Here is an 18,882-nt window from a genome sequence, read left to right as displayed (position 1 = left end):
GCAGGTGAGACCCATGGCGAAAATTCGTGTGCTGGACAAGCATACCGCCGAACTGATCGCGGCCGGTGAAGTTGTAGAACGACCGGCCAGTGTGGCCAAGGAACTGCTGGAAAATGCCATCGATGCCGGGGCGACCCAGATCACCCTCTCGGCGGCCCGCGGCGGCATTGCCCAACTGCAGATTGCTGATAACGGCACCGGCATCGAAGCAGAATATATCGATAAGGCGTTTATCCGCCATGCCACCAGCAAAATTGCCACGGCGGATGACCTGGGGCATATCCATACCCTGGGATTCCGCGGCGAGGCCTTGGCGTCCATCGCCAGCGTGGCCAAAGTGGAAGTGCTGACCCGTACCGAAACGGACGAGTACGCCTGCTGCTACCGCATCGAGGGCGGCGAGCCCCAGGGCATGGAGCCGGGCGCGCGCCCCGTGGGCACGACCATCACGGTCAACGACCTGTTCTACAACACCCCCGCCCGCATGAAGTTCCTGAAAAAGGACGCCAGCGAGGGAACCTTCGTCTCTGAGACCGTCCTGCACGCTGCACTCTCCCACCCTGAGATCAGCTTCCGCTTTCTGCGGGACGGCAAGCAGCAGTTTTTGACCCCCGGCGACGGAGACCTGCGCAGCACGGTCTACGCGGTGCTGGGCCGCGAGTTCGCCCGCGACCTTTTGCCTGTGGACGGCGGCAGTGAGCTGTATAAGGTCACCGGCCTGGTCACGCCGCCCCGGGCCTGCCGCGCCAGCCGCGGTGCCCAGCATTTCTTCGTCAACGGACGCTATGTCAAGAACCGCACGATGATGGCCGCGCTGGAAAACGCCTACAAAGGCACGATGATGCAGGGTAAATTCCCCGGTGCTGTGCTGATGCTGGAAATGCCCGCCGACCTCGTGGACGTCAATGTTCACCCGGCCAAGACGGAGATTCGTTTTGCCAAAGAGAGCGATGTCTTTGATGCCGTCTACCGCGCCGTACGCACCGCTTTGGCTACGCCGGGGAGCGGGGAGTGCCGCTTTGAGATGGGCCACACCGCCTCCGAGGCCGAACAGACCACCATGCAGCCCACTGCCCCGGCGGCACCTGCGGCCCAGCCTGCCGCACAGCACCGCCCGGCACCCGATAAAAACCGCTTCACAACGCTGTCAGCGGCCGAGTACCGCGCTCTGGCGGGCCTGGCAGCGGGCATCCCGGCCAAAGAAGTTCCCGGCCTGACGGTGGTGAACAGCCCGAAGCCCGTCTACAAAACCTCGGCCGGCGCTGCGCCTCAGCCTTTGCAAGGCCAGCCGCCCCGCCCGGTGACCTACCAGGCCCCCAGCGAGTCGGTGCTGGACATTTTGCCGGAACCGGAAGGGGAGCCTGCCCAGCCCGCCGCCCTGCAGCAGGAAGTGTCCGCACAGACCACACCCCAGCCGGAGGCCGAGGCCTCGGTTTCGGAAGCGCCGGACTACGTCGTCAACGACCCCCACGCCTTAAGCGCCCTGCCGGATGTGGTCAACACCACGCCGGAGCAGACTGCCATGACCCCGCCGCCAGAATCCGAACCCCTGCGCCTGGTGGGCGAGGTGTTCAAGACCTACATTATTACCGAGCGTGCGGGCGAGCTGTGCGTCATCGACAAGCACGCCGCGCATGAACGCATCCTGTTTGAGCAGCTGGCCAAGGACTACGGCAATGTGCCCGCCCAGATGCTGCTGGTGCCGGTGCAGGTCAACCTGACCGCCGCCGAAAAGCAGGCCGTTTTGCAAAATATTGACCTGTTGACCGATGCGGGCATTGAAGTCGAGGACTTCGGCGGTGCCACGGTGGTGGTACGCGCTGTCCCGGCGGACGTCCCGGTGGATGATGTCGAGGATATGATCATCGAACTGGCCGCCCGCCTGATCGATGGTGCCCGCGATGCCTTGCGGGAGAAAACGGAGTGGGTGCTCCATTCCATTGCCTGCCGCGCGGCCATCAAGGCGGGCGACAAGACCGGCGCAGCCGAGATGCTGGCGCTGGCCCAGCACATCATGGACGGCACCATCCCGCCGTTTTGCCCCCACGGCCGTCCCTGCGTGCTGAAAATCACCCGGAAGGAGCTGGAAAAACAGTTTGGACGCCTTGTCTAAACCGCGCGTTGTCGCTGTCGGCGGGCCTACCGCCACCGGCAAAACCGCCCTTTCCGTGGCCCTGGCCAAAGAATTTGGCGGCGAGATCATCAACGCCGACTCGATGCAGGTCTACAAAAATTTAAACGTAGGAACGGCAAAACCGACCGCGGAGGAGCGGCAGGGGATACCGCATCACCTGCTGGATTTCCTCACGCCGGAAACGCCTTATAGCGTGGCGGATTTCACCGCCGCCGCGGCCCCGCTCATCACCCAGATCAACGCCCAAAACCGTCTGCCGCTGGTGGTGGGAGGCACGGGGCTGTATATCTCGAGCCTTTTAAAAGGTGTAGCGTTTGAAACGCAGAACACCGCCCCTGCCCTGCGGGAGCAGCTGCGCCAGGAGGCCGAGGCCAACGGTCCCGCCGCCATGTACGCGAAGCTGCGAGAATTGGACCCTGACTACGCCGCCAAGGTCCACCCCAATAACCAGGTGCGGGTGCTGCGGGCGTTGGAAGCCATCGCCGTGACTGGCAAAAAGATGAGCGACCAGCAGCAGGATGCCCTGCCCGCCGAAGCGCCCTATCGCGCCCTCTGCCTGTGCCTGACCTGCCGGGACAGGAATGTGCTCTACCGCCGCATTGATCTGCGGGTCAGCCGGATGGTGGATGCGGGCATCCTGCAGGAGGCCGAGTGGGTCTGGCGCAACCGGGATACCTTCCGCACCGCCGCCCAGGCCATCGGCTACAAAGAGTATTTCCCGTACTTCGAGGGCACCCAGACCCAGGCCGAGTGTACCGAAAAACTCAAACAGGCCACCCGCAACTACGCCAAGCGCCAACTGACCTGGTTCCGCAACCAGAACGACGCCGTTTGGCTGTATGTGGATGAGGACGATGTCCTCGCCAAGGCCACCGCGCTGGTACGCGATTTTCTGGGGAAATAGTTTTGCAATAAGAGGGGAGATGGACACACAGCATGGAGCATAAAACTCAACGCACCATGGCGAAAAAAGTATTTCGCATCCTGTTTATGCTGCTCATTGCGGTGTTTGGCATCTACCTGGCCATTCAGTTCATCATCATCTTCCACCGCGGCTACAAGACCGAGACAGCCATCGCCTACACGATGGCCGACAGCATCAGCCTGCAGGGCGTTGTCTCGTTTGACACCGTCCGGGTGGATGGCAGCGGAGATCTGGGCTATCTCGTCTCGGACGGCGAGCGTGTGACCAACGGCACCGTCCTGGCCGAGTGCTACACCGATGATTCCCAGGGTCTTCTCCGAGAGCGTCTTGACCGCCTGGGCCGCACGATCGACCTCTTGAGCAAGTCGCAGAATTCCTCCGGCAGCGACCTTTCGCTGCTGACCAGCCAGACCCGGCAGGCGCTGTACAACCTGCTGGATAAGCTGGACACCGCCCAGTACAGCGGCATCACCGATGCCGAGGATGCCTTTCTGCTGGCCCAGAACCGCATGCAGGTCAATACCGGCCAGACCGAGGGCTTCACTCAGACCATCCAGGTCTTGCAGACTGAGTACGACGGCATCAAGGCCCAGCTGGACACTTTGCAGACCATCACCGCCGCCACCAACGGCTATTTCAGCAGTGTATCAGCATCGCCCACCATCGTGACTGATGCTGCCCAGCTGGATGCCGCCACCCCGGCGGAGCTGAACGAACTGCTGCAAAACGGCTTTCCGGCGGCAGACACCACCAACTGCGCCGGGCAGATCGCCACAGGCTTCAGCTGGAAGTTCTACGCTGTCTGCGACCTGGCCACGGCGGATCGGCTGGACGGCATTTCCAGTGTGAAGATCAGTGTGCCCGGCAAGCAGAATACCCCGCTGTCTGCCGCCGTGCAGGAATTGACCCGGGACGAGGACGCCGGCCTTGCCAAGCTGGTGGTCTCCTGCCAGACCGTCAATGCCGAAATTTTGAGCTTTGGCGTCGAGACCGCGCAGATCGACCTCAAGACCTACGAGGGCATCCGCATCGACAAAGCGGCGCTCCACATCGTGGACGGACAGCGCGGCGTCTATGTCAAGTATGGCAACCTGCAGCGGTTCTTGAAGATCGAAACTTTGTACGAGGATGAGAACTACATCCTGATCCCCGATAACGGCAAGCTGGGCACCGATAATGAGGTGCGTCTGTACGATGAGATCATCGTGCAGGGCACCAATCTGCAGGATGGCAAGCTGTTGTAGCGGCGTTTTAGCAAGAATCTTGCGGCCCCGTATTGACAACTGCTATAAAAAAGAAGATAATATTTAGTGTATATCGCTGTAATAGCGCATATCCACTGCCAAAACGATATGCGTAACCAAAGGAGTAAACGACCATGTCCATGTTTGACAATTTGAAAAGCAAGCTCGGTATCGATACGGAAGCCGATTCCTACATCGATGATACCGAGGACGAAATCTTCGCCGGCGGGCAGGGTGCCCCCCAGCAGGATTACGAACAGCCGGAGGTCAAACAGCACAGCAACAAGGTGGTAAACATCAACGCTACCACCCAGCTGCAGGTCGTGCTGGTCAAGCCGGAGCGTTTCGAGGATGCTTCCACCATCGCGGACCAGCTCAACGCCAAGCGCACCGTCGTGTTGAACCTGGAATCCACCGGCAAAGAGGTTTCCCGCCGTCTGATCGATTTCCTGTCCGGCGTGGCGTATGCCAACAACGGCCAGATCAAGCGCGTGGCCACCAGCACCTTCATCATCACCCCCTATAATGTTGACATTATGGGTGATCTGATCGACGAGTTAGAAAATAATGGCGTCTTCTTCTGATCCCGCCGCCAAAACGCGGGGCTATATCCCGCCGCAGAACGACGAGGAACGCCGCTTAATGAAGCGGGCAGAAGAACTTTGCCGCGTTGCCGAAAGCCGCGGGATTCCGCGGTATACCGGCTTTCTTTCTGACCGGGAACAGATGTTGGCCGAAGCTGCCTGCCACAAAGCGGGCTGCGAGAGCTTCCGCTTCTGGGGCGGGTTTGAGGGAGCCGAGCGGCAGGTGCTCTGTATCGAGCCGCCGGACGCCTGGCAGGAGGAACCCACCGCTTACCTGCGCATGCAGACCTACGACAGCGGCGCTAAACTGCCAACCCACCGAGATTACCTCGGTTCACTGTTAGGCTTAGGTTTGGACCGCGCCTGCATCGGTGACCTTTTGCAGGACCCCGACGATGCCGCTGTGTTTTATGCGGTGGTGCTGGCGGATAAAGCGGAGTTCATCACCGTAAACTTTACAAGTGCCGGGCATAGCCCCGTGCATGTGGAAACCTGCACCGAACTGCCGCCCCGCCTGCTGACCGGCCCCGAACGGGAACTGCACGAAGCCACCGTTTCGGCTCTGCGTGCCGATGCGGTGCTGGCCGCCATGATGCACACTTCCCGCACCAAAGCAGCGGAATATATCGCCGCAGGCAGGGTAGAGGTCAACCATCTGCCGCTGCGCGCCGCCCACGAGGCTATGTATGAGGCCGACATTATCACCGTGCGGGGCGTGGGACGCTTCCGCTTGGCGGAGATCGGCGGCAAAAGCAAAAAAGATCGCCAGTTCATATCCTTTTACCAGTATTGAGACAAAGAGTCCCGGACTCTTCGTATAAAATGCAGGACCCTGAAATCCGGCAATAACGGGCTTTGCCCGCAAACAGGAGGAAAGCCATGATCTCTTCTGAGGATGTCCGCCGCGTAACATTTGACAAAGCGATGCGCGGCTATCGCTGCGATGATGTGGATGACTACCTCAAGCAGGTAGCGGAAAGCATGGATGCCTTGGCGGCTAAAAATGACGAGATGCAGAAAAACCTCGTCGTCCTGGCCCAGCGTATCGACCAGTACCGTGCCGAGGAAGACACTCTGCGCACCACGATGATCAACGCCCAGCGCTTGGGTGAGAACGTGATCCGTGAAGCCAAGCAGAAGGCTGCGGAAATCATCCGTGCTGCCAATATGAAGGCCGACGACCGCGAGCAGCGCGCCCGCGACGATGTGGAACTGGCCAAGCAGGAGATCGTGACGCTGAAAAGCGAAGCCGACAGCTTCAAGCGTTCGCTGATGGAGATGTACCGCAAGCACATCAACCTCATCAGCAAGATGCCGGAATATAACCCGCCTGCGCAGGAGGAAGCCCAGCAGCCTGCCCCGCAGCCCGCTGCTGACCAGCCTTATGCTGAGCCCGCCCCCGAGGCTGTGCCTTATACCGAGCCTGTCCCGGCCCCCGCGCCTGTGCAGGAGCCGGAACCCCAGGCCACCAGCTACTATAACCCCGCTGAAACTGCCCCGGCGCCGGAGCCGACCCCTGTGGCCGAGCCCGCCCCGGAAAAGATAGACACCGTTGAGTTCGCTATCGCCCCGCACCCGGAGGAACCGGAAGAAACCGCCCCCGCCGCAGAGCCGATGCCGATCGACGGCAGCCGCTTCCAGCCCGGTGCAGGGCTGTACAGCGATGCGCCGGAAGCTGCCCCGGCGCCTGCCAAACGCAGCACCCGCAAAGCCCCGGCCAAGCGCAGCACCCGTAAAAAAGTAAGTGCCGAACCGCAGGAGGAGCTGAATTCTCCGGCGTTCGATAACTTTGAGGGCGTTGACTTTGACAGTTGATGTCCGATAAACCAATAAGGTCAAAAACTATTTCTATAGAGGAGAGTAGGAAATCTTGGCGCAGAATTACAACGACACCATCCACAAGATGCAGACCCCGTTTGAAATGCGTGCTGGTCTGCCGAAAAAAGAGCCGAAAATGCTGGAAGACTGGGAGCAGAACCACGTCTACGAGCAGATGATCAAAAACAACGAGGGCAAACCCCGCTGGGTCCTGCACGATGGCCCTCCGTATGCCAATGGCAACATCCACATGGGCACCGCGCTGAACAAGATCATCAAGGACATCATTCTGCGCTACAAGAACATGGCTGGTTTCCAGGCCCCCTATGTGCCGGGCTACGATACCCATGGCCTGCCCATCGAGCTGAAAGCCCTGAAGTCTCTGGGCGATAAGAAGTCCGGCGTTTCCAAGCTAGAACTGCGCAAGATCTGCAAAGAGTTCGCCACCGAGCATATCGATGTCATGAACTCCCAGTTCAAGCGCCTGGGCGTCCAGGGCGATTTCGCCAACCCCTACCTGACCCTGCGCCCCGAGTTTGAGGCCCGCCAGGTCGAGATCTTCGGCGAGATGGCCAAGAAAGGCTACATCTACAAGGGCATGAAGGCCGTTTACTGGTGCCCCGAGGACCGTACCGCCCTGGCTGAGGCTGAGATCGAGTACGCCGAGGACGAGTGCGACTCTATCTACGTCCGCTTTAAGCTGACCGACGACCCCAACGGCGTGCTGGCCAAGCACAACATCCCGCTGGATAAGGCCTGGATCGTCATCTGGACCACCACCACCTGGACCCTGCCCGCCAACGTGGCCACCTGCCTGAACCCCAACCTGGAGTATGCCTTCGTCAAGATCGGCGATGCTTACCACATCATGGCCCGCGAGCTGGTCGAGTCCACGATGAAGGGCTGCCACATCGACGAGTACGAAGTCCTGCCCGACACCGTTCTGGGCAGCGAACTGGAGCTGATGCAGTATCAGCATCCCTTCCTGGACCGCAAGGGCCTGGTCATCCTGGGCGACCATGTCACCCTCGAAGGCGGCACCGGCTGCGTCCACACCGCCCCCGGCCATGGTGTTGAGGACTTTGAAGTCTGCGTTAACCACTACCCGCAGGTTCCCGTCGTTGTTCCCGTGGATGACGCCGGCCGCCTGACCGCCGAAGCTGGCGAGAAATTTGCCGGCCTCAAGGTCTGGGATGCCAACAAGGTCATTCTGGAGCATATCAAGGAGAGTGGCCACCTGATGGGTGTGCAGCACATCACCCACCAGTACCCGCACTGCTGGCGCTGCCACCATCCCATCATCTTCCGCGCGACCGAGCAGTGGTTCTGCTCCATCGATGCTTTCAAAGAGGATGTCTACAAGGCTATTGACAGTGTACACTGGCAACCGGCCTGGGGCCATGACCGCATGGCTGGCATGGTCCGTGACCGCAGCGACTGGTGCATCAGCCGTCAGCGCGTCTGGGGCGTGCCCATCCCGGTCTTCTACTGCAAGAAGTGTGGCAAGTACCACATCACCGATGCTTCCATCAAGGCTGTCTCCGACCTGTTCCGCAAGGAGGGCAGCGACGCCTGGTATAAGTACGATGCCAACGAGATCATGCCCAAGGGCGAAGTCTGCGAGTGCGGCGCTTCCGATTGGGAGAAAGATCCCGACATCATGGACGTTTGGTTCGACTCCGGCTCTACCTGGAGCGCTGTCTGCCGCGAGCGCCCGGAGCTGACCTATCCTGTTGATATGTACATGGAAGGTGCCGATCAGTTCCGTGGTTGGTTCCAGTCCAGCCTGCTGACCAGCGTTGCCACCCAGGGCCAGGCTCCGTACCGCGAGGTGCTGTGCCATGGCTGGGTCGTCGACGAAAAAGGCAAGCAGATGCACAAGTCCGCTGGCAACGGCGTGGAACCCAGCGAAATCATTCGTGACTACGGTGCCGACATCGTCCGTCTGTGGGTCGCTTCCAGCGATTATACCGTCGACGTCCGCGCCGGTAAGGAGATATTCCGCCAGCTGTCCGAGGCTTACCGCAAGATGCGCAACACCGCCCGCTTCATGCTGGGCAACATCAACGATTTTGATCCCAACAAGGATATGGTCGCTGACGATCAGCTGTTCGAGATCGACCGCTGGGCGCTGGAAGCATGCAACCAGCTGACCGCCACCATGCGCGATGCCTACGACCACTACGACTTCAGCCGCGCTTACCATGCGTTGTACAACTTCTGCGTCATCGATATGTCCAACTTCTATATGGACGTTATCAAGGACCGCCTGTACTGCGCTGACGACCATGCCCGCCGCTGTGCACAGACCGCGCTGTACCGCATCCTGGTCGACTTTACTAAGCTGCTGGCCCCCATCCTGAGCTTCACCAGCCAGGAAATCTGGAGCTATGTGCCCAAGATGCCCGGCATGAAGGACTATGTCGTCTTTGAGCAGATGCCCGAAGCCAAGGCCGCTGCTGACGAAGCCTTCACTGCCAAGTGGGACCGCATCATGGCCATCCGTGATGATGTCAAGAAGGTGCTGGAGCAGGCCCGTGCCGATAAGACCATCGGATCTTCTCTGGAAGCCTGCCTGACGCTGTACTGCAACAAGGAGGTCTATGACTTCCTGAACACCATCCCCATGGATGAGCTGGCCGACCTGTTCATCGTCTCCAAAGTCGATCTGACTGAGGGCGAGGGCGGTGTCAAGGGCATCGTCGAGGGTCTGGGCGCTGCCGCTGCCCACGCAGCCGGCAACAAGTGCCTGCGCTGCTGGAAGTACGAGCCCGCCGTTGGCGAAAACGGCCTGTGCCCGCGCTGCGCTAAGGTGCTGGGTCTTTAATCTACCGTTCAGCGGTGCTTATAATTGCATAAGCACCGCTGATTTTTTTGAATAAGGGAGTAACCATGATTTTTGGTGTTCTTTCTGTGCTGGCGGCGGCTGTGCTTGTGGGCGTTGACCAGCTTATCAAGCGCTGGGCCACGGCGGTACTGCTGCCCAAAACGGCCATGACGCTGATCCCCGGCGTGCTGGAGCTGCGCTACTTTCTCAATGATGGCATGGCGTTTTCGATGCTGGCAGGCAAACAAAAACTACTGATTGCCGCCACCTCGCTGATGCTGTTGGGCGTATTGTGGATGTTGTTTGCCCGCAAGCTGACCCCGCTGGAGCGGGTAGCCTGGACTCTGGTACTGGGCGGCGGCATCGGCAACCTGATCGACCGCATCGCTACCGGCGTGGTGGTCGACTACATCAACGTCCTGTTCATGAACTTTGCCATCTTCAACTTCGCTGACATCTGCGTCTGCGTAGGCGTCGGTCTGCTGATGGTGTGGGTGCTGTTCGACTCCTACTTTAAAGAAAAAGCCGAGAAAAGCGTAAAAACAGAATCGGCCGCCCCCGCAGATGATGCTAATGGAAAAAATTGAACTTATCGCTGGGCCTGATGCCTCCGGCCGCCTGGACGCTTGGCTGGCAGGGCAGTGCGCCGAGCTTTCCCGCAGCGCCCTGCAAAACCTGATGGAGCAGGGCAGAGTGACCCGCGGCGGCAGCTGCGTCAACAAAAAAGACAAAGTTGTCCCCGGCGCTGCCTACTGTATCGACCTGCCGGAACCTCAGCCCATCGAGGCCCAACCCCAGAACATCCCGCTGGATGTCGTCTACGAGGATAACGATTTGATCGTCATCAACAAGCCCAAGGGCATGGTGGTGCATCCTGCCCCCGGCAACCCGGACGGCACGCTGGTCAACGCGCTGCTGTACCACTGCGCCGGGCAGCTTTCCGGCATCGGCGGGGCCATCCGCCCCGGCATCGTCCACCGTATCGATAAGGGCACCAGCGGCCTGTTGGTCATGGCCAAAAACGATGCTGCGCACCAGGCGCTCAGCGCCCAGTTCAGTGTGCATAGCATCCACCGGATCTACCATGCCATCGTCTACGGCAATCTGAAAGAGGATGAGGGCTTTGTGGAAACGTACCTCGGCCGCGACCCGCGGGACCGCAAAAAGATGGCGGTCGTTCCGCAGGAAACCTCGGGTGCCCGCTACGCCTACACCGGCTGGCGCGTGCTGGAACGCTTCGGCAACTTTACCTACATTGCCTGCCAGCTCAAGACCGGCCGCACCCACCAGATCCGCGTACACATGGCCAGCATCGGTCACCCGCTGGCAGGGGACGCCGTCTACGGCCCGCGCAACTGCATCAAAAGCCTGAACGGCCAATGCCTGCACGCTAAAGAATTGGGCTTTATTCACCCTGCAACGCAGCAGTGGGTGCAGTTTGACTCGCCGCTGCCTGCCTATTTTACAGAGTTTCTGACACGGTTAAGAAAGGAACATCGCGCATGAAATCAGCGCTAAGCGATACCCTTGTCATCTGTGATATGGATAACACGCTGCTCACCGCCAAAGAGGGGCTGCCGGCCTGCAACCGCACGGTCATCAATCTCTTTACCAGCCTGGGCGGCCTGTTTACCGTGGCTACCGGCCGCCCGCCGGAGTCGATCCGCGCAGCGTTGGAAGGCATACGCCTTTCGCTGCCGGCCATTTCCTGCAACGGCGCGCTGCTGTATGATTTTTCCACCGAGACGGTGCTGCACCGCTCGACCCTCAACCGGGAGCAGGCCACCACGGCTATCAAGGACATCCTGAACAAGTTCCCGCGCATGGGTGTGGAGGTCATGGCCGGCAACGGCGAGATGTACGTCATCCACGCCAACGAGACTACCCACGCCCACCAGGTGGACGAACACCTGGGCAGCATTGCCTGCCCCATTGACTGTGTGCCGGACGGCTGGGTCAAGGTAGTGTTTGCCGCTGACCCCGAGGCCATCCGCAAGCTGGGGCAGTACGCCAAAACCAAGTACTACGGCCGGGATAACTACTTCCTGGCCACCAACAACATTTACTTAGAGATCATGCCCGGCGGCGTCAGCAAGGCCACCGGCTTGCAGGACCTTTGCGCATTGATGAACAAATCCATCAAAAACACCATCGTCATCGGTGATTACTATAACGATCTTGAACTGATGCGCACCGCAGGCCATGCTGTGGCCGTTGCCAATGCACCCGCCGAGGTCAAGGCCACTGCCGACGAGGTGACCACCTGCACCTGCGCCGAGGGCGCGGTAGGTGAGTACCTGTACGCACTGATCGACCGGGCAACAAAATCCTGACGCCATCTGGGCAAAGGGGGCTGTACGATGAAAGTAAGCGAACTGATGAACCCCGCAGGCGTGCGCCTGTACGCCAACATCAAAGAGGCCGCCGACGTGCTGGGCATCCTGGTAGAATTGCAGGAGGAGACCGGCGCCATCACCAATGGCACGGCCTACTATAACGCTGTCTGCCAGCGGGAAAACTTCGGCGGCACCACGGCCATCGGGGACGGCATCGCGCTGCCCCACGCCTGCAACGCCGGGGTATCGGCCCCCAGCATTTCGGCCCTGACGCTGCGCCACGGCGTGGATTGGGGTGCCCCGGACGTCCGGGCGGTGGACCTTTTGTTCATGATCGCCGTGCCCCCGGGAAATGAAAGCCTGCACCTGCAAATTTTAGCACGGCTGGTCAACCTGCTCAGCCGCAACTCGCTGGTGGACGCTTTGCGCCACGCCAGCAGCCCGGAACGCTTTGTGGAGCTGATCGCCAAGACAGAGAATGCCTGCTTTGCTGATTGACCCACCTAAACTTCAAAACTATATAAACAGTCCGCTGCGGAACCCGAAAAAGGGGGGCAATGGGCTGTTTTGCTGTTTTTTGGTAAAAATGCTGAGAATTTGCTGCTGCAAAGTGCCAAATTTGGCAAGATAGACCTTGCTTTAAAGCGTTAAACTGTGCTATACTTTAAAGCACTAAAGCAACTGCTTTTGAGGGCACGCTGTGCGGCGCGTAAGCATGTTGCCGTTATTTGGAGGGAACAAAGATGAAAAAGGCACTTTCACTCGCTATGGCAGCTGCCATGACCATGGGTCTGGCAGCTTGCGGCAGCACTGCATCCAGCACCGCTGCTGCTGATTCCACCCCCGCAGCTTCCACCGCGGAGAGCGAAGAAACTTCCGCCGCCGAAAGCACCGACGGCAAGGTCTATACCGTCGGCATCTGCCAATTGGTCCAGCACGAGGCGCTGGACGCCGCCACCCAGGGCTTCAAGGACGCTTTGACCGAGAAGCTGGGCGAGGGCAACGTCAAGTTTGACGAGCAGAACGCCTCCGGCGATTCCGCCAACTGCACCACCATCGTCAGCGGCTTTGTCTCCACTGGCGTCGATCTGATCCTGGCCAACGCCACCGCCCCGCTGCAGGCTGCTGCCCAGGCTACCGCCGACATCCCCGTCCTCGGCACCTCTGTTACCGACTACGCCACTGCGCTGGACATCTCTGACTGGACCGGCACTGTGGGCAACAACATCTCCGGCACCTCTGACCTGGCCCCGCTGGACCAGCAGGCAGCCATGATTCAGGAGATGTTCCCGAACGCTAAGACTGTTGGCCTGCTGTACTGCAGCGCTGAGCCCAACTCCGTCTACCAGTGCGATGTCATTGAAGGCTATCTCACGGAGATGGGCCTGGAGACCACCCGCTACGCTTTCACCGATACCAACGATGTCACCTCCGTCACCCAGGCCGCTGCTGCTGCCTCTGACGTAATCTACATCCCCACCGATAACACCGCTGCTTCCAACACCGAGGCCATCGCCAATGTGGTTATCCCGGAGAAGGTTCCTGTGGTTGCCGGTGAGGAAGGCATCTGCAAGGGCTGCGGTGTTGCCGCCCTGTCCATCAGCTACTACGATCTGGGCTACAAGACTGGTGAGATGGCTGCCGAGATCCTGGCCGATGGCGCCGATGTCTCCACCATGCCTGTTGCGTTTGCCCCCAACGTTACCAAAAAGTACAACGCAGCCAACTGCGAAGCACTGGGCATCACCCCGCCGGACGGCTATGAGGCTATTGCCGACTAAAAAATCCTGAATCACACGCACGAATAAACAGCGAGGAGAGGGTTGAAACGGCTCTTTCCCCGCTGTTTTGATGCATCGTTTCCCCAGCATGATTCCAAAAAAGTTCGGAGGTTTTATTCATGGGATTCTTTGCTTCCCTGATCAACTCAATGCCCAGTGCTGTGGCCCAGGGCCTTATCTGGGGCATTATGGCCATCGGCGTCTACCTAACCTACCGCATCCTGGATGTGGCCGATTTGACGGTCGACGGCTCTCTCGGTACCGGCGGTGCGGTCTGCGTTGTTATGGTGCTTAACGGGGTGCCGGTGGGGCTGGCCCTGCTGGCGGCTACGGCAGCAGGTATGCTGGCGGGCCTTGTTACGGGCCTGTTCCACACGGCCTGCGGCATCCCGGCTATTTTGGCCGGTATTTTGACCCAGCTGGCGCTGTATTCAGTCAACCTCCGCATCATGGGCTTCGGCACGGGCGGCGGCAAAGCCAACCTGCCCATCAGCGTGGATAAGTACGGCCTGCTGGTCTCGGCCCGTTATGTCCGCAATGTGGCCCTCAATAACCCAATCCTGATCCTGACCATCTTCTGCGCGGTGCTGATCGCTGTGCTGTACTGGTTCTTTGGCACTGAGCTGGGCTGTTCTCTGCGTGCCACCGGCGCTAACCAGAACATGGCCCGTGCCCAGGGCATCAACACCAACGTCACCAAGGTGCTGGGCCTGATGATCTCCAACGGCCTGGTCGCGCTGGCCGGCGGTCTGCTGGCCCAGTATCAGGGCTTCTCCGACATCAACATGGGCCGTGGTGCTATCGTCATTGGTCTGGCGGCGGTCATCATCGGCGAGGTCATCTTCAGCCGTATCTTCCGCAACTTTGCCCTCAAGCTGCTGTCCGCCGTTATCGGCGCTATCATCTACTACATCGTCATGGTCTTTGTCCTGCGCCTGGGCCTGTCTACCGACGACCTGAAGCTGCTCACTGCTTTGGTAGTGGCGCTGTTCCTGACCATCCCGTACTGGAAGGGCAAATACTTCACCAAGACCTCGGTGAAAAAGGGGGAGAAGAACCATGCTTGAGATCAAAAACGTCTACAAGACCTTTAACGCCGGCACAGTCAACGAGAAAGTGGCCCTGCAAGACCTGAACCTGACGCTGGAAGACGGCGATTTCGTTACCGTCATTGGCGGCAACGGCGCGGGCAAATCCACCATGCTCAACGCGGTAGCCGGTGTCTGGCCTATCGATATGGGCAAGATCCTCATCGACGGGCAGGACGTCACCCGCCTGTCGGAGCATCAGCGCGCCAAGTACATCGGCCGTGTCTTTCAGGACCCGATGATGGGCACCGCCGCCACCATGGGCATTGAGGAAAACCTCGCCCTGGCGGCCCGCCGCGGCGTGACCCGCTCGCTGAAAGTGGGCATCACCAAAAAAGAGCGCGAGGAATACCACGAGCTGCTTAAAACGCTGGACCTGGGCCTGGAGGACCGCATGACCAGCAAGGTCGGCCTGCTTTCCGGCGGCCAGCGCCAGGCGGTCACCCTGTTGATGGCCACCCTGAAAAAGCCCAAGCTGCTTTTGCTGGACGAGCACACCGCCGCCCTGGACCCCAAGACGGCCGCTAAGGTGCTGGCCCTCTCGGAGAAGATCGTGCAGGAGAACCACCTGACCACCCTGATGATCACCCACAACATGAAGGATGCCATCAAGTACGGCAACCGCCTGATCATGATGTACGAGGGCCATGTCATCTACGATGTGCGCGGTGAGGAAAAGGCCAACCTGCAGGTCAGCGACCTGCTCCAGCGCTTTGAGCAGGTCAGCGACGGCGGCTTTGCCAACGACCGCATGCTGCTCTCCTGATCGGCAATAAACACCATACAAAAACCAGCGCGGCGGCTTTCCCGGCAAAAGGGGAAGGCCGCCGCGTTTTCGTTTGTCTGTGCTGGGTAAAACTCGAACTCACCACTGCCGCCGGTACTCGCCGGGGGTGGTGCCCTCCACCTTTTTAAACAGGCGGGAAAAATAGTTGGCATCGTTCAGTCCGCACTCCTGGGCCACAGCCTCGATGCTGCGGTCGGTAAAGCGCAGCAGCCGCTTGGATTGGGTAATACGCAGCTGCACAAGATAGTTGGTGACCGATTGACCGAACTGCTCCTTAAACACGCGGGTCAGGTAGAACTTGTTGATGTAGAACCGCTCAGCCAGCGCGTCCAGCGTGATCTTCTCGGTGTAGTGGGTGTCCAGATAATCCTTGATCTCCTGCAAGTTCTGCTTTTTGCTGCCCGGCGCGCGGGCGGTGTCCGGGTGCCAGCTTTCTTCCATCAGCAGGGTCAGCAGGGCAATCAGCTTTTCATAAATCTGCATGTCCCGCACGTAAGTGTCGGATTCCGCCAGCGCGTACAATTCGTCCAGCAGCGCCGCGTATCCGCCGGGGTCAGCAGCGCGGAAGCAGGGCAGGCCGCCCCGCTCCTGATACTTTTTGTAAATGGCCGCCATGTTCGGCCCATAAAAATGCACCCAGTGCAGCTGCCACAGATCGTCCCCGGTGTGGTGCTGGTAGGGGCGCTGGCAATCCAGAAACACGCAGTCCCCGGCATGCAGCTCGTGCCAGGCACCCTCGTACTCCAACTCACCGGAGCCGCTCTCCACCCAGAAAAACAGGTAGGACGCCAGCCCCTTGCGGGTGCTGGTGTGGGGCTGCCGCGCCTGCAAACTGCCCACCTCCTGCAGATGGATGAGGTTCGACCGCGCAAAAGGGGAGGGCGTGTAGATCACGCGCCGGGAATGTACCAGCTTGCCGTCAAAAAATGGTGTTTTCATGATGCCCTCCTGCCAAAGTTCCTTGCAGGCATCATACCACAGCGGCATACAAAAAGTCAATATAATGCTACTGCTTTGCAAGATTACCCCTACAGTAACAGGAAAAAATCCGCTACAATAACAAACAAGACCCAATCAAAAGCATTTATATGCCGTATAAAAAGTGCGGTAGAAAGGATATACAGTTATGAAAAAAGCACTCATCACCGGTATCACCGGCCAGGACGGCAGCTATCTGGCGGAGTTCCTGCTGGAAAAAGGCTACGATGTCCACGGCATCATCCGCCGTTCTTCTGTCGATTACCGAGAGCGCATCGCCCATCTGGAAGGCCACCCCAACTTCCACCTGCATTACGGCGACCTCAGCGATTCGATGAGCATCCTCTCGGTCGTCGGCAAGGTCCGCCCCGATGAAATTTACAACCTCGCCGCCCAGAGCCACGTCCAGGTCAGTTTCGATGTGCCGGAGTTCACCGCCGATGTCGACGCTACCGGCGTGCTGCGCGTGCTGGAGGCCGTGCGTCTGTGCGGCCTGACCGACACCTGCCGCATCTACCAGGCATCCACCTCGGAGCTGTACGGCAAGGTCGAGGAAGTGCCACAGAACGAGAACACCCCGTTCCACCCCTACAGCCCCTACGCCGTCGCCAAGCAGTACGGCTTCTGGATCGTGAAGGAGTACCGCGAGGCCTACAACATGTTCTGCTGCTCCGGTATCCTCTTCAACCACGAGTCCGAGCGCCGCGGCGAGACCTTTGTCACCCGCAAGATCACCCTGGCTGCCGCTCGCATCGCCCAGGGCAAACAGGATAAGCTCTACTTGGGCAACCTGTCCAGCCTGCGCGATTGGGGCTACGCCAAGGATTATGTCGAGTGCATGTGGCTGATCTTGCAGAACAAAAAGCCGGAGGATTTCGTCATCGCCACCGGTGAGCAGCACTCGGTGCGTGAGTTCTGCCAGCTGGCCTTCCACAATGTGGGCATCGAGCTGGAATTTGTCGGCGAGGGCATGAATGAGAAGGGCATCGACAAGGCTACCGGCAAGGTCGTCATCGAGGTCAGCCCCGACTTCTACCGCCCCACCGACGTTGTCAATCTCTGGGGCGACCCCAGCAAGGCCAAGCGCGAGCTGGGCTGGAACCCCACCAAGACCACCTTTGCCGAGCTGGTCAAGATCATGGTCGACCACGATATGAAGAAGGTCGCCGTCGAGCGCGCCGAGGAACATATCCAGACCAATCTGGCTGAATACCTTGAAAAAGGTGTCATCAAATAAGTATAATTACTATTATCACTATCCTATTCATTCTATTCATCCTATTCATTACATTCGCCGCCTTTCGCCGCCTAATGAATAAGATGAATAGGATGAATGTAATGAATATAATGAATAGGATAGTAATTTTACATTAGGAGTATAGTAACACTCCAAATTTTGCCGCGCTGAAGCGGGAGGAATATGCAATTATGATGGAGAAAAACGCAAAGATCTATGTAGCCGGGCATCGAGGCATGGTGGGCAGCGCCATCGTGCGGGAACTGCAGCGCCAGGGCTATACCAATATCATCACCCGTACCCACAAGGAACTGGACCTCTGCCGCCAGCAGGATGTGGAGGATTTCTTCGCCGCCGAAAAGCCGGAGTATGTCTTTTTGGCAGCGGCCAAGGTGGGCGGCATCGTCGCCAACCAGGAGGCCCTGGCCGACTTCATGTACTACAACATGACGCTGGAGATGAACGCTATCCACTCCGCCTGGCAGAACGGCTGCAAAAAGCTGGAATTCCTGGGCTCTTCCTGCATCTACCCCCGCATGGCGCCCCAGCCCATGCAGGAAAGCTGCCTGCTGACCAGTGAGTTGGAAAAGACCAACGAGGCCTACGCCCTGGCCAAGATCAGCGGCCTGAAATACTGCGAGTTCCTGAACCGCCAGTACGGCACTGACTATATCAGCGTCATGCCCACCAACCTCTACGGCCCCAACGATAACTACCATCCCACCCACAGCCATGTGGTACCCGCCCTCATCCGCCGCTTCCACGAAGCCAAGGTCAACGGCGTCGAGAGTGTCACCTGCTGGGGCGATGGCAGCCCGCTGCGCGAGTTCCTGTATGTGGACGACCTCGCCAACCTGTGCGTCTTCCTGATGAATAACTACTCCGGCAACGAGACCGTCAACGCCGGCACCGGCAAGGAGCTGACCATCAAGGAACTGACCGAGCTGGTGGCTAAGGTCGTCGGCTACACCGGCGAGATCAAGTGGGATACCTCCAAGCCCAACGGCACGCCCCGCAAGCTGCTGGACGTCAGCAAAGCTACCAAGCTGGGCTGGACCTACAAGACCGAGCTGGAAGACGGCCTGCGCCTTTCCTACGAGGACTTCCTGCATAACCCGATGCGCGCCGAGCGTTGAAAAGGAG

17 protein-coding genes are annotated in these 18,882 nt (G+C 59.3%); 16 read left to right on the top strand and 1 reads right to left on the bottom strand.

The genetic code is table 11. From position 1 onward, the window contains the following. The first annotated feature begins 13 nt into the window (after positions 1-13). The 14 genes from mutL (at position 14) to OGM81_13050 (ending at position 15,503) form a co-directional block, all read left to right on the top strand. Positions 14-2,113: a DNA mismatch repair endonuclease MutL gene (gene mutL / locus OGM81_13115; GenBank protein UYJ43253.1), complete on the top strand. Its 2,100-nt coding sequence runs from the start codon at positions 14-16 to the stop codon at positions 2,111-2,113. After that, positions 2,097-3,038 (top strand): tRNA (adenosine(37)-N6)-dimethylallyltransferase MiaA, encoded by a 942-nt coding sequence (gene miaA, locus OGM81_13110; protein UYJ43252.1) that lies wholly within the window; start codon positions 2,097-2,099, stop codon positions 3,036-3,038. The genes mutL and miaA overlap by 17 nt, the downstream gene beginning before the upstream one ends. A gap of 32 nt (positions 3,039-3,070) precedes the next feature. Further along, on the top strand, positions 3,071-4,303 hold the full coding sequence (locus OGM81_13105) for a hypothetical protein (protein ID UYJ43251.1): 1,233 nt from the start codon (positions 3,071-3,073) through the stop codon (positions 4,301-4,303). Between the two features lie 134 nt (positions 4,304-4,437). Beyond that, entirely contained in the window at positions 4,438-4,887 is a 450-nt protein-coding gene (locus tag OGM81_13100; protein ID UYJ43250.1) for a cell division protein SepF, read from the top strand. After that, complete coding sequence (locus OGM81_13095; protein ID UYJ43249.1) at positions 4,871-5,680, top strand: YlmH/Sll1252 family protein; 810 nt, start codon at positions 4,871-4,873, stop codon at positions 5,678-5,680. The genes OGM81_13100 and OGM81_13095 overlap by 17 nt, the downstream gene beginning before the upstream one ends. 86 nt (positions 5,681-5,766) lie before the next feature. Beyond that, positions 5,767-6,702 carry a DivIVA domain-containing protein gene (locus OGM81_13090; protein ID UYJ43248.1) on the top strand — a complete coding sequence of 312 codons (936 nt, stop codon included), beginning with the start codon at positions 5,767-5,769 and terminating at the stop codon, positions 6,700-6,702. A gap of 55 nt (positions 6,703-6,757) precedes the next feature. Continuing rightward, positions 6,758-9,532, top strand: a complete 2,775-nt coding sequence (gene ileS, locus OGM81_13085) for an isoleucine--tRNA ligase (protein ID UYJ43247.1) — start codon at positions 6,758-6,760, stop codon at positions 9,530-9,532. Positions 9,533-9,597: 65 nt separating this feature from the next. Further along, positions 9,598-10,119, top strand: coding sequence for a signal peptidase II (lspA, locus tag OGM81_13080; protein UYJ43246.1), 522 nt, complete (start codon positions 9,598-9,600; stop codon positions 10,117-10,119). Continuing rightward, on the top strand, positions 10,106-11,038 hold the full coding sequence (locus tag OGM81_13075; protein UYJ43245.1) for an RluA family pseudouridine synthase: 933 nt from the start codon (positions 10,106-10,108) through the stop codon (positions 11,036-11,038). Before lspA ends, OGM81_13075 begins: the two co-directional genes overlap by 14 nt. Then, a complete protein-coding gene (locus tag OGM81_13070) occupies positions 11,035-11,865 on the top strand; it encodes an HAD family hydrolase (protein UYJ43244.1) in 831 nt (276 codons plus the stop codon). The genes OGM81_13075 and OGM81_13070 overlap by 4 nt, the downstream gene beginning before the upstream one ends. A 27-nt stretch (positions 11,866-11,892) precedes the next feature. Beyond that, positions 11,893-12,366 carry a PTS sugar transporter subunit IIA gene (locus OGM81_13065; protein UYJ43243.1) on the top strand — a complete coding sequence of 158 codons (474 nt, stop codon included), beginning with the start codon at positions 11,893-11,895 and terminating at the stop codon, positions 12,364-12,366. Positions 12,367-12,611: 245 nt separating this feature from the next. After that, positions 12,612-13,649: an ABC transporter substrate-binding protein gene (locus OGM81_13060; GenBank protein ID UYJ43242.1), complete on the top strand. Its 1,038-nt coding sequence runs from the start codon at positions 12,612-12,614 to the stop codon at positions 13,647-13,649. Positions 13,650-13,768: 119 nt separating this feature from the next. Next, on the top strand, positions 13,769-14,716 hold the full coding sequence (locus tag OGM81_13055; protein UYJ43241.1) for an ABC transporter permease: 948 nt from the start codon (positions 13,769-13,771) through the stop codon (positions 14,714-14,716). Next, positions 14,709-15,503 carry an ATP-binding cassette domain-containing protein gene (locus OGM81_13050; protein UYJ43240.1) on the top strand — a complete coding sequence of 265 codons (795 nt, stop codon included), beginning with the start codon at positions 14,709-14,711 and terminating at the stop codon, positions 15,501-15,503. Before OGM81_13055 ends, OGM81_13050 begins: the two co-directional genes overlap by 8 nt. 99 nt (positions 15,504-15,602) lie before the next feature. Here OGM81_13050 and OGM81_13045 read toward each other — a convergent pair whose 3' ends face one another. Then, positions 15,603-16,463 carry an AraC family transcriptional regulator gene (locus tag OGM81_13045; GenBank protein UYJ43239.1) on the bottom strand — a complete coding sequence of 287 codons (861 nt, stop codon included), beginning with the start codon at positions 16,461-16,463 and terminating at the stop codon, positions 15,603-15,605. 187 nt (positions 16,464-16,650) lie between these two features. Here OGM81_13045 and gmd point away from each other — a divergent pair, with 187 nt between their 5' ends. Beyond that, positions 16,651-17,739, top strand: coding sequence for a GDP-mannose 4,6-dehydratase (gmd, locus tag OGM81_13040; protein ID UYJ43238.1), 1,089 nt, complete (start codon positions 16,651-16,653; stop codon positions 17,737-17,739). Positions 17,740-17,930: 191 nt separating this feature from the next. After that, positions 17,931-18,875, top strand: coding sequence for a GDP-L-fucose synthase (locus OGM81_13035; protein ID UYJ43237.1), 945 nt, complete (start codon positions 17,931-17,933; stop codon positions 18,873-18,875). The last annotated feature ends 7 nt before the right edge of the window (positions 18,876-18,882 follow it).

The organism is Oscillospiraceae bacterium, assembly GCA_025758045.1.
Classification (GTDB): Bacteria; Bacillota; Clostridia; order Oscillospirales; family Ruminococcaceae; genus Gemmiger.
The sequence above is the reverse complement of the archived record's forward strand: the minus strand, read 5'-3'. Positions and strand labels throughout refer to the sequence as shown.

Bases quoted from the DNA above. Each gene is read 5' to 3' on its own strand.
- OGM81_13060 (UYJ43242.1), top strand. From the start codon at position 12,612: ATGAAAAAGGCACTTTCACTCGCTATGGCAGCTGCCATGACCATGGGT.
- OGM81_13050 (UYJ43240.1), top strand. From the start codon at position 14,709: ATGCTTGAGATCAAAAACGTCTACAAGACCTTTAACGCCGGCACAGTC.
- lspA (UYJ43246.1), top strand. From the start codon at position 9,598: ATGATTTTTGGTGTTCTTTCTGTGCTGGCGGCGGCTGTGCTTGTGGGC.
- mutL (UYJ43253.1), top strand. From the start codon at position 14: ATGGCGAAAATTCGTGTGCTGGACAAGCATACCGCCGAACTGATCGCG.
- OGM81_13100 (UYJ43250.1), top strand. From the start codon at position 4,438: ATGTCCATGTTTGACAATTTGAAAAGCAAGCTCGGTATCGATACGGAA.
- OGM81_13090 (UYJ43248.1), top strand. From the start codon at position 5,767: ATGATCTCTTCTGAGGATGTCCGCCGCGTAACATTTGACAAAGCGATG.
- OGM81_13075 (UYJ43245.1), top strand. From the start codon at position 10,106: ATGGAAAAAATTGAACTTATCGCTGGGCCTGATGCCTCCGGCCGCCTG.
- OGM81_13045 (UYJ43239.1), bottom strand. From the start codon at position 16,463: ATGAAAACACCATTTTTTGACGGCAAGCTGGTACATTCCCGGCGCGTG.
- OGM81_13095 (UYJ43249.1), top strand. From the start codon at position 4,871: ATGGCGTCTTCTTCTGATCCCGCCGCCAAAACGCGGGGCTATATCCCG.
- OGM81_13055 (UYJ43241.1), top strand. From the start codon at position 13,769: ATGGGATTCTTTGCTTCCCTGATCAACTCAATGCCCAGTGCTGTGGCC.
- gmd (UYJ43238.1), top strand. From the start codon at position 16,651: ATGAAAAAAGCACTCATCACCGGTATCACCGGCCAGGACGGCAGCTAT.
- OGM81_13070 (UYJ43244.1), top strand. From the start codon at position 11,035: ATGAAATCAGCGCTAAGCGATACCCTTGTCATCTGTGATATGGATAAC.
- OGM81_13035 (UYJ43237.1), top strand. From the start codon at position 17,931: ATGATGGAGAAAAACGCAAAGATCTATGTAGCCGGGCATCGAGGCATG.
- OGM81_13105 (UYJ43251.1), top strand. From the start codon at position 3,071: ATGGAGCATAAAACTCAACGCACCATGGCGAAAAAAGTATTTCGCATC.
- OGM81_13065 (UYJ43243.1), top strand. From the start codon at position 11,893: ATGAAAGTAAGCGAACTGATGAACCCCGCAGGCGTGCGCCTGTACGCC.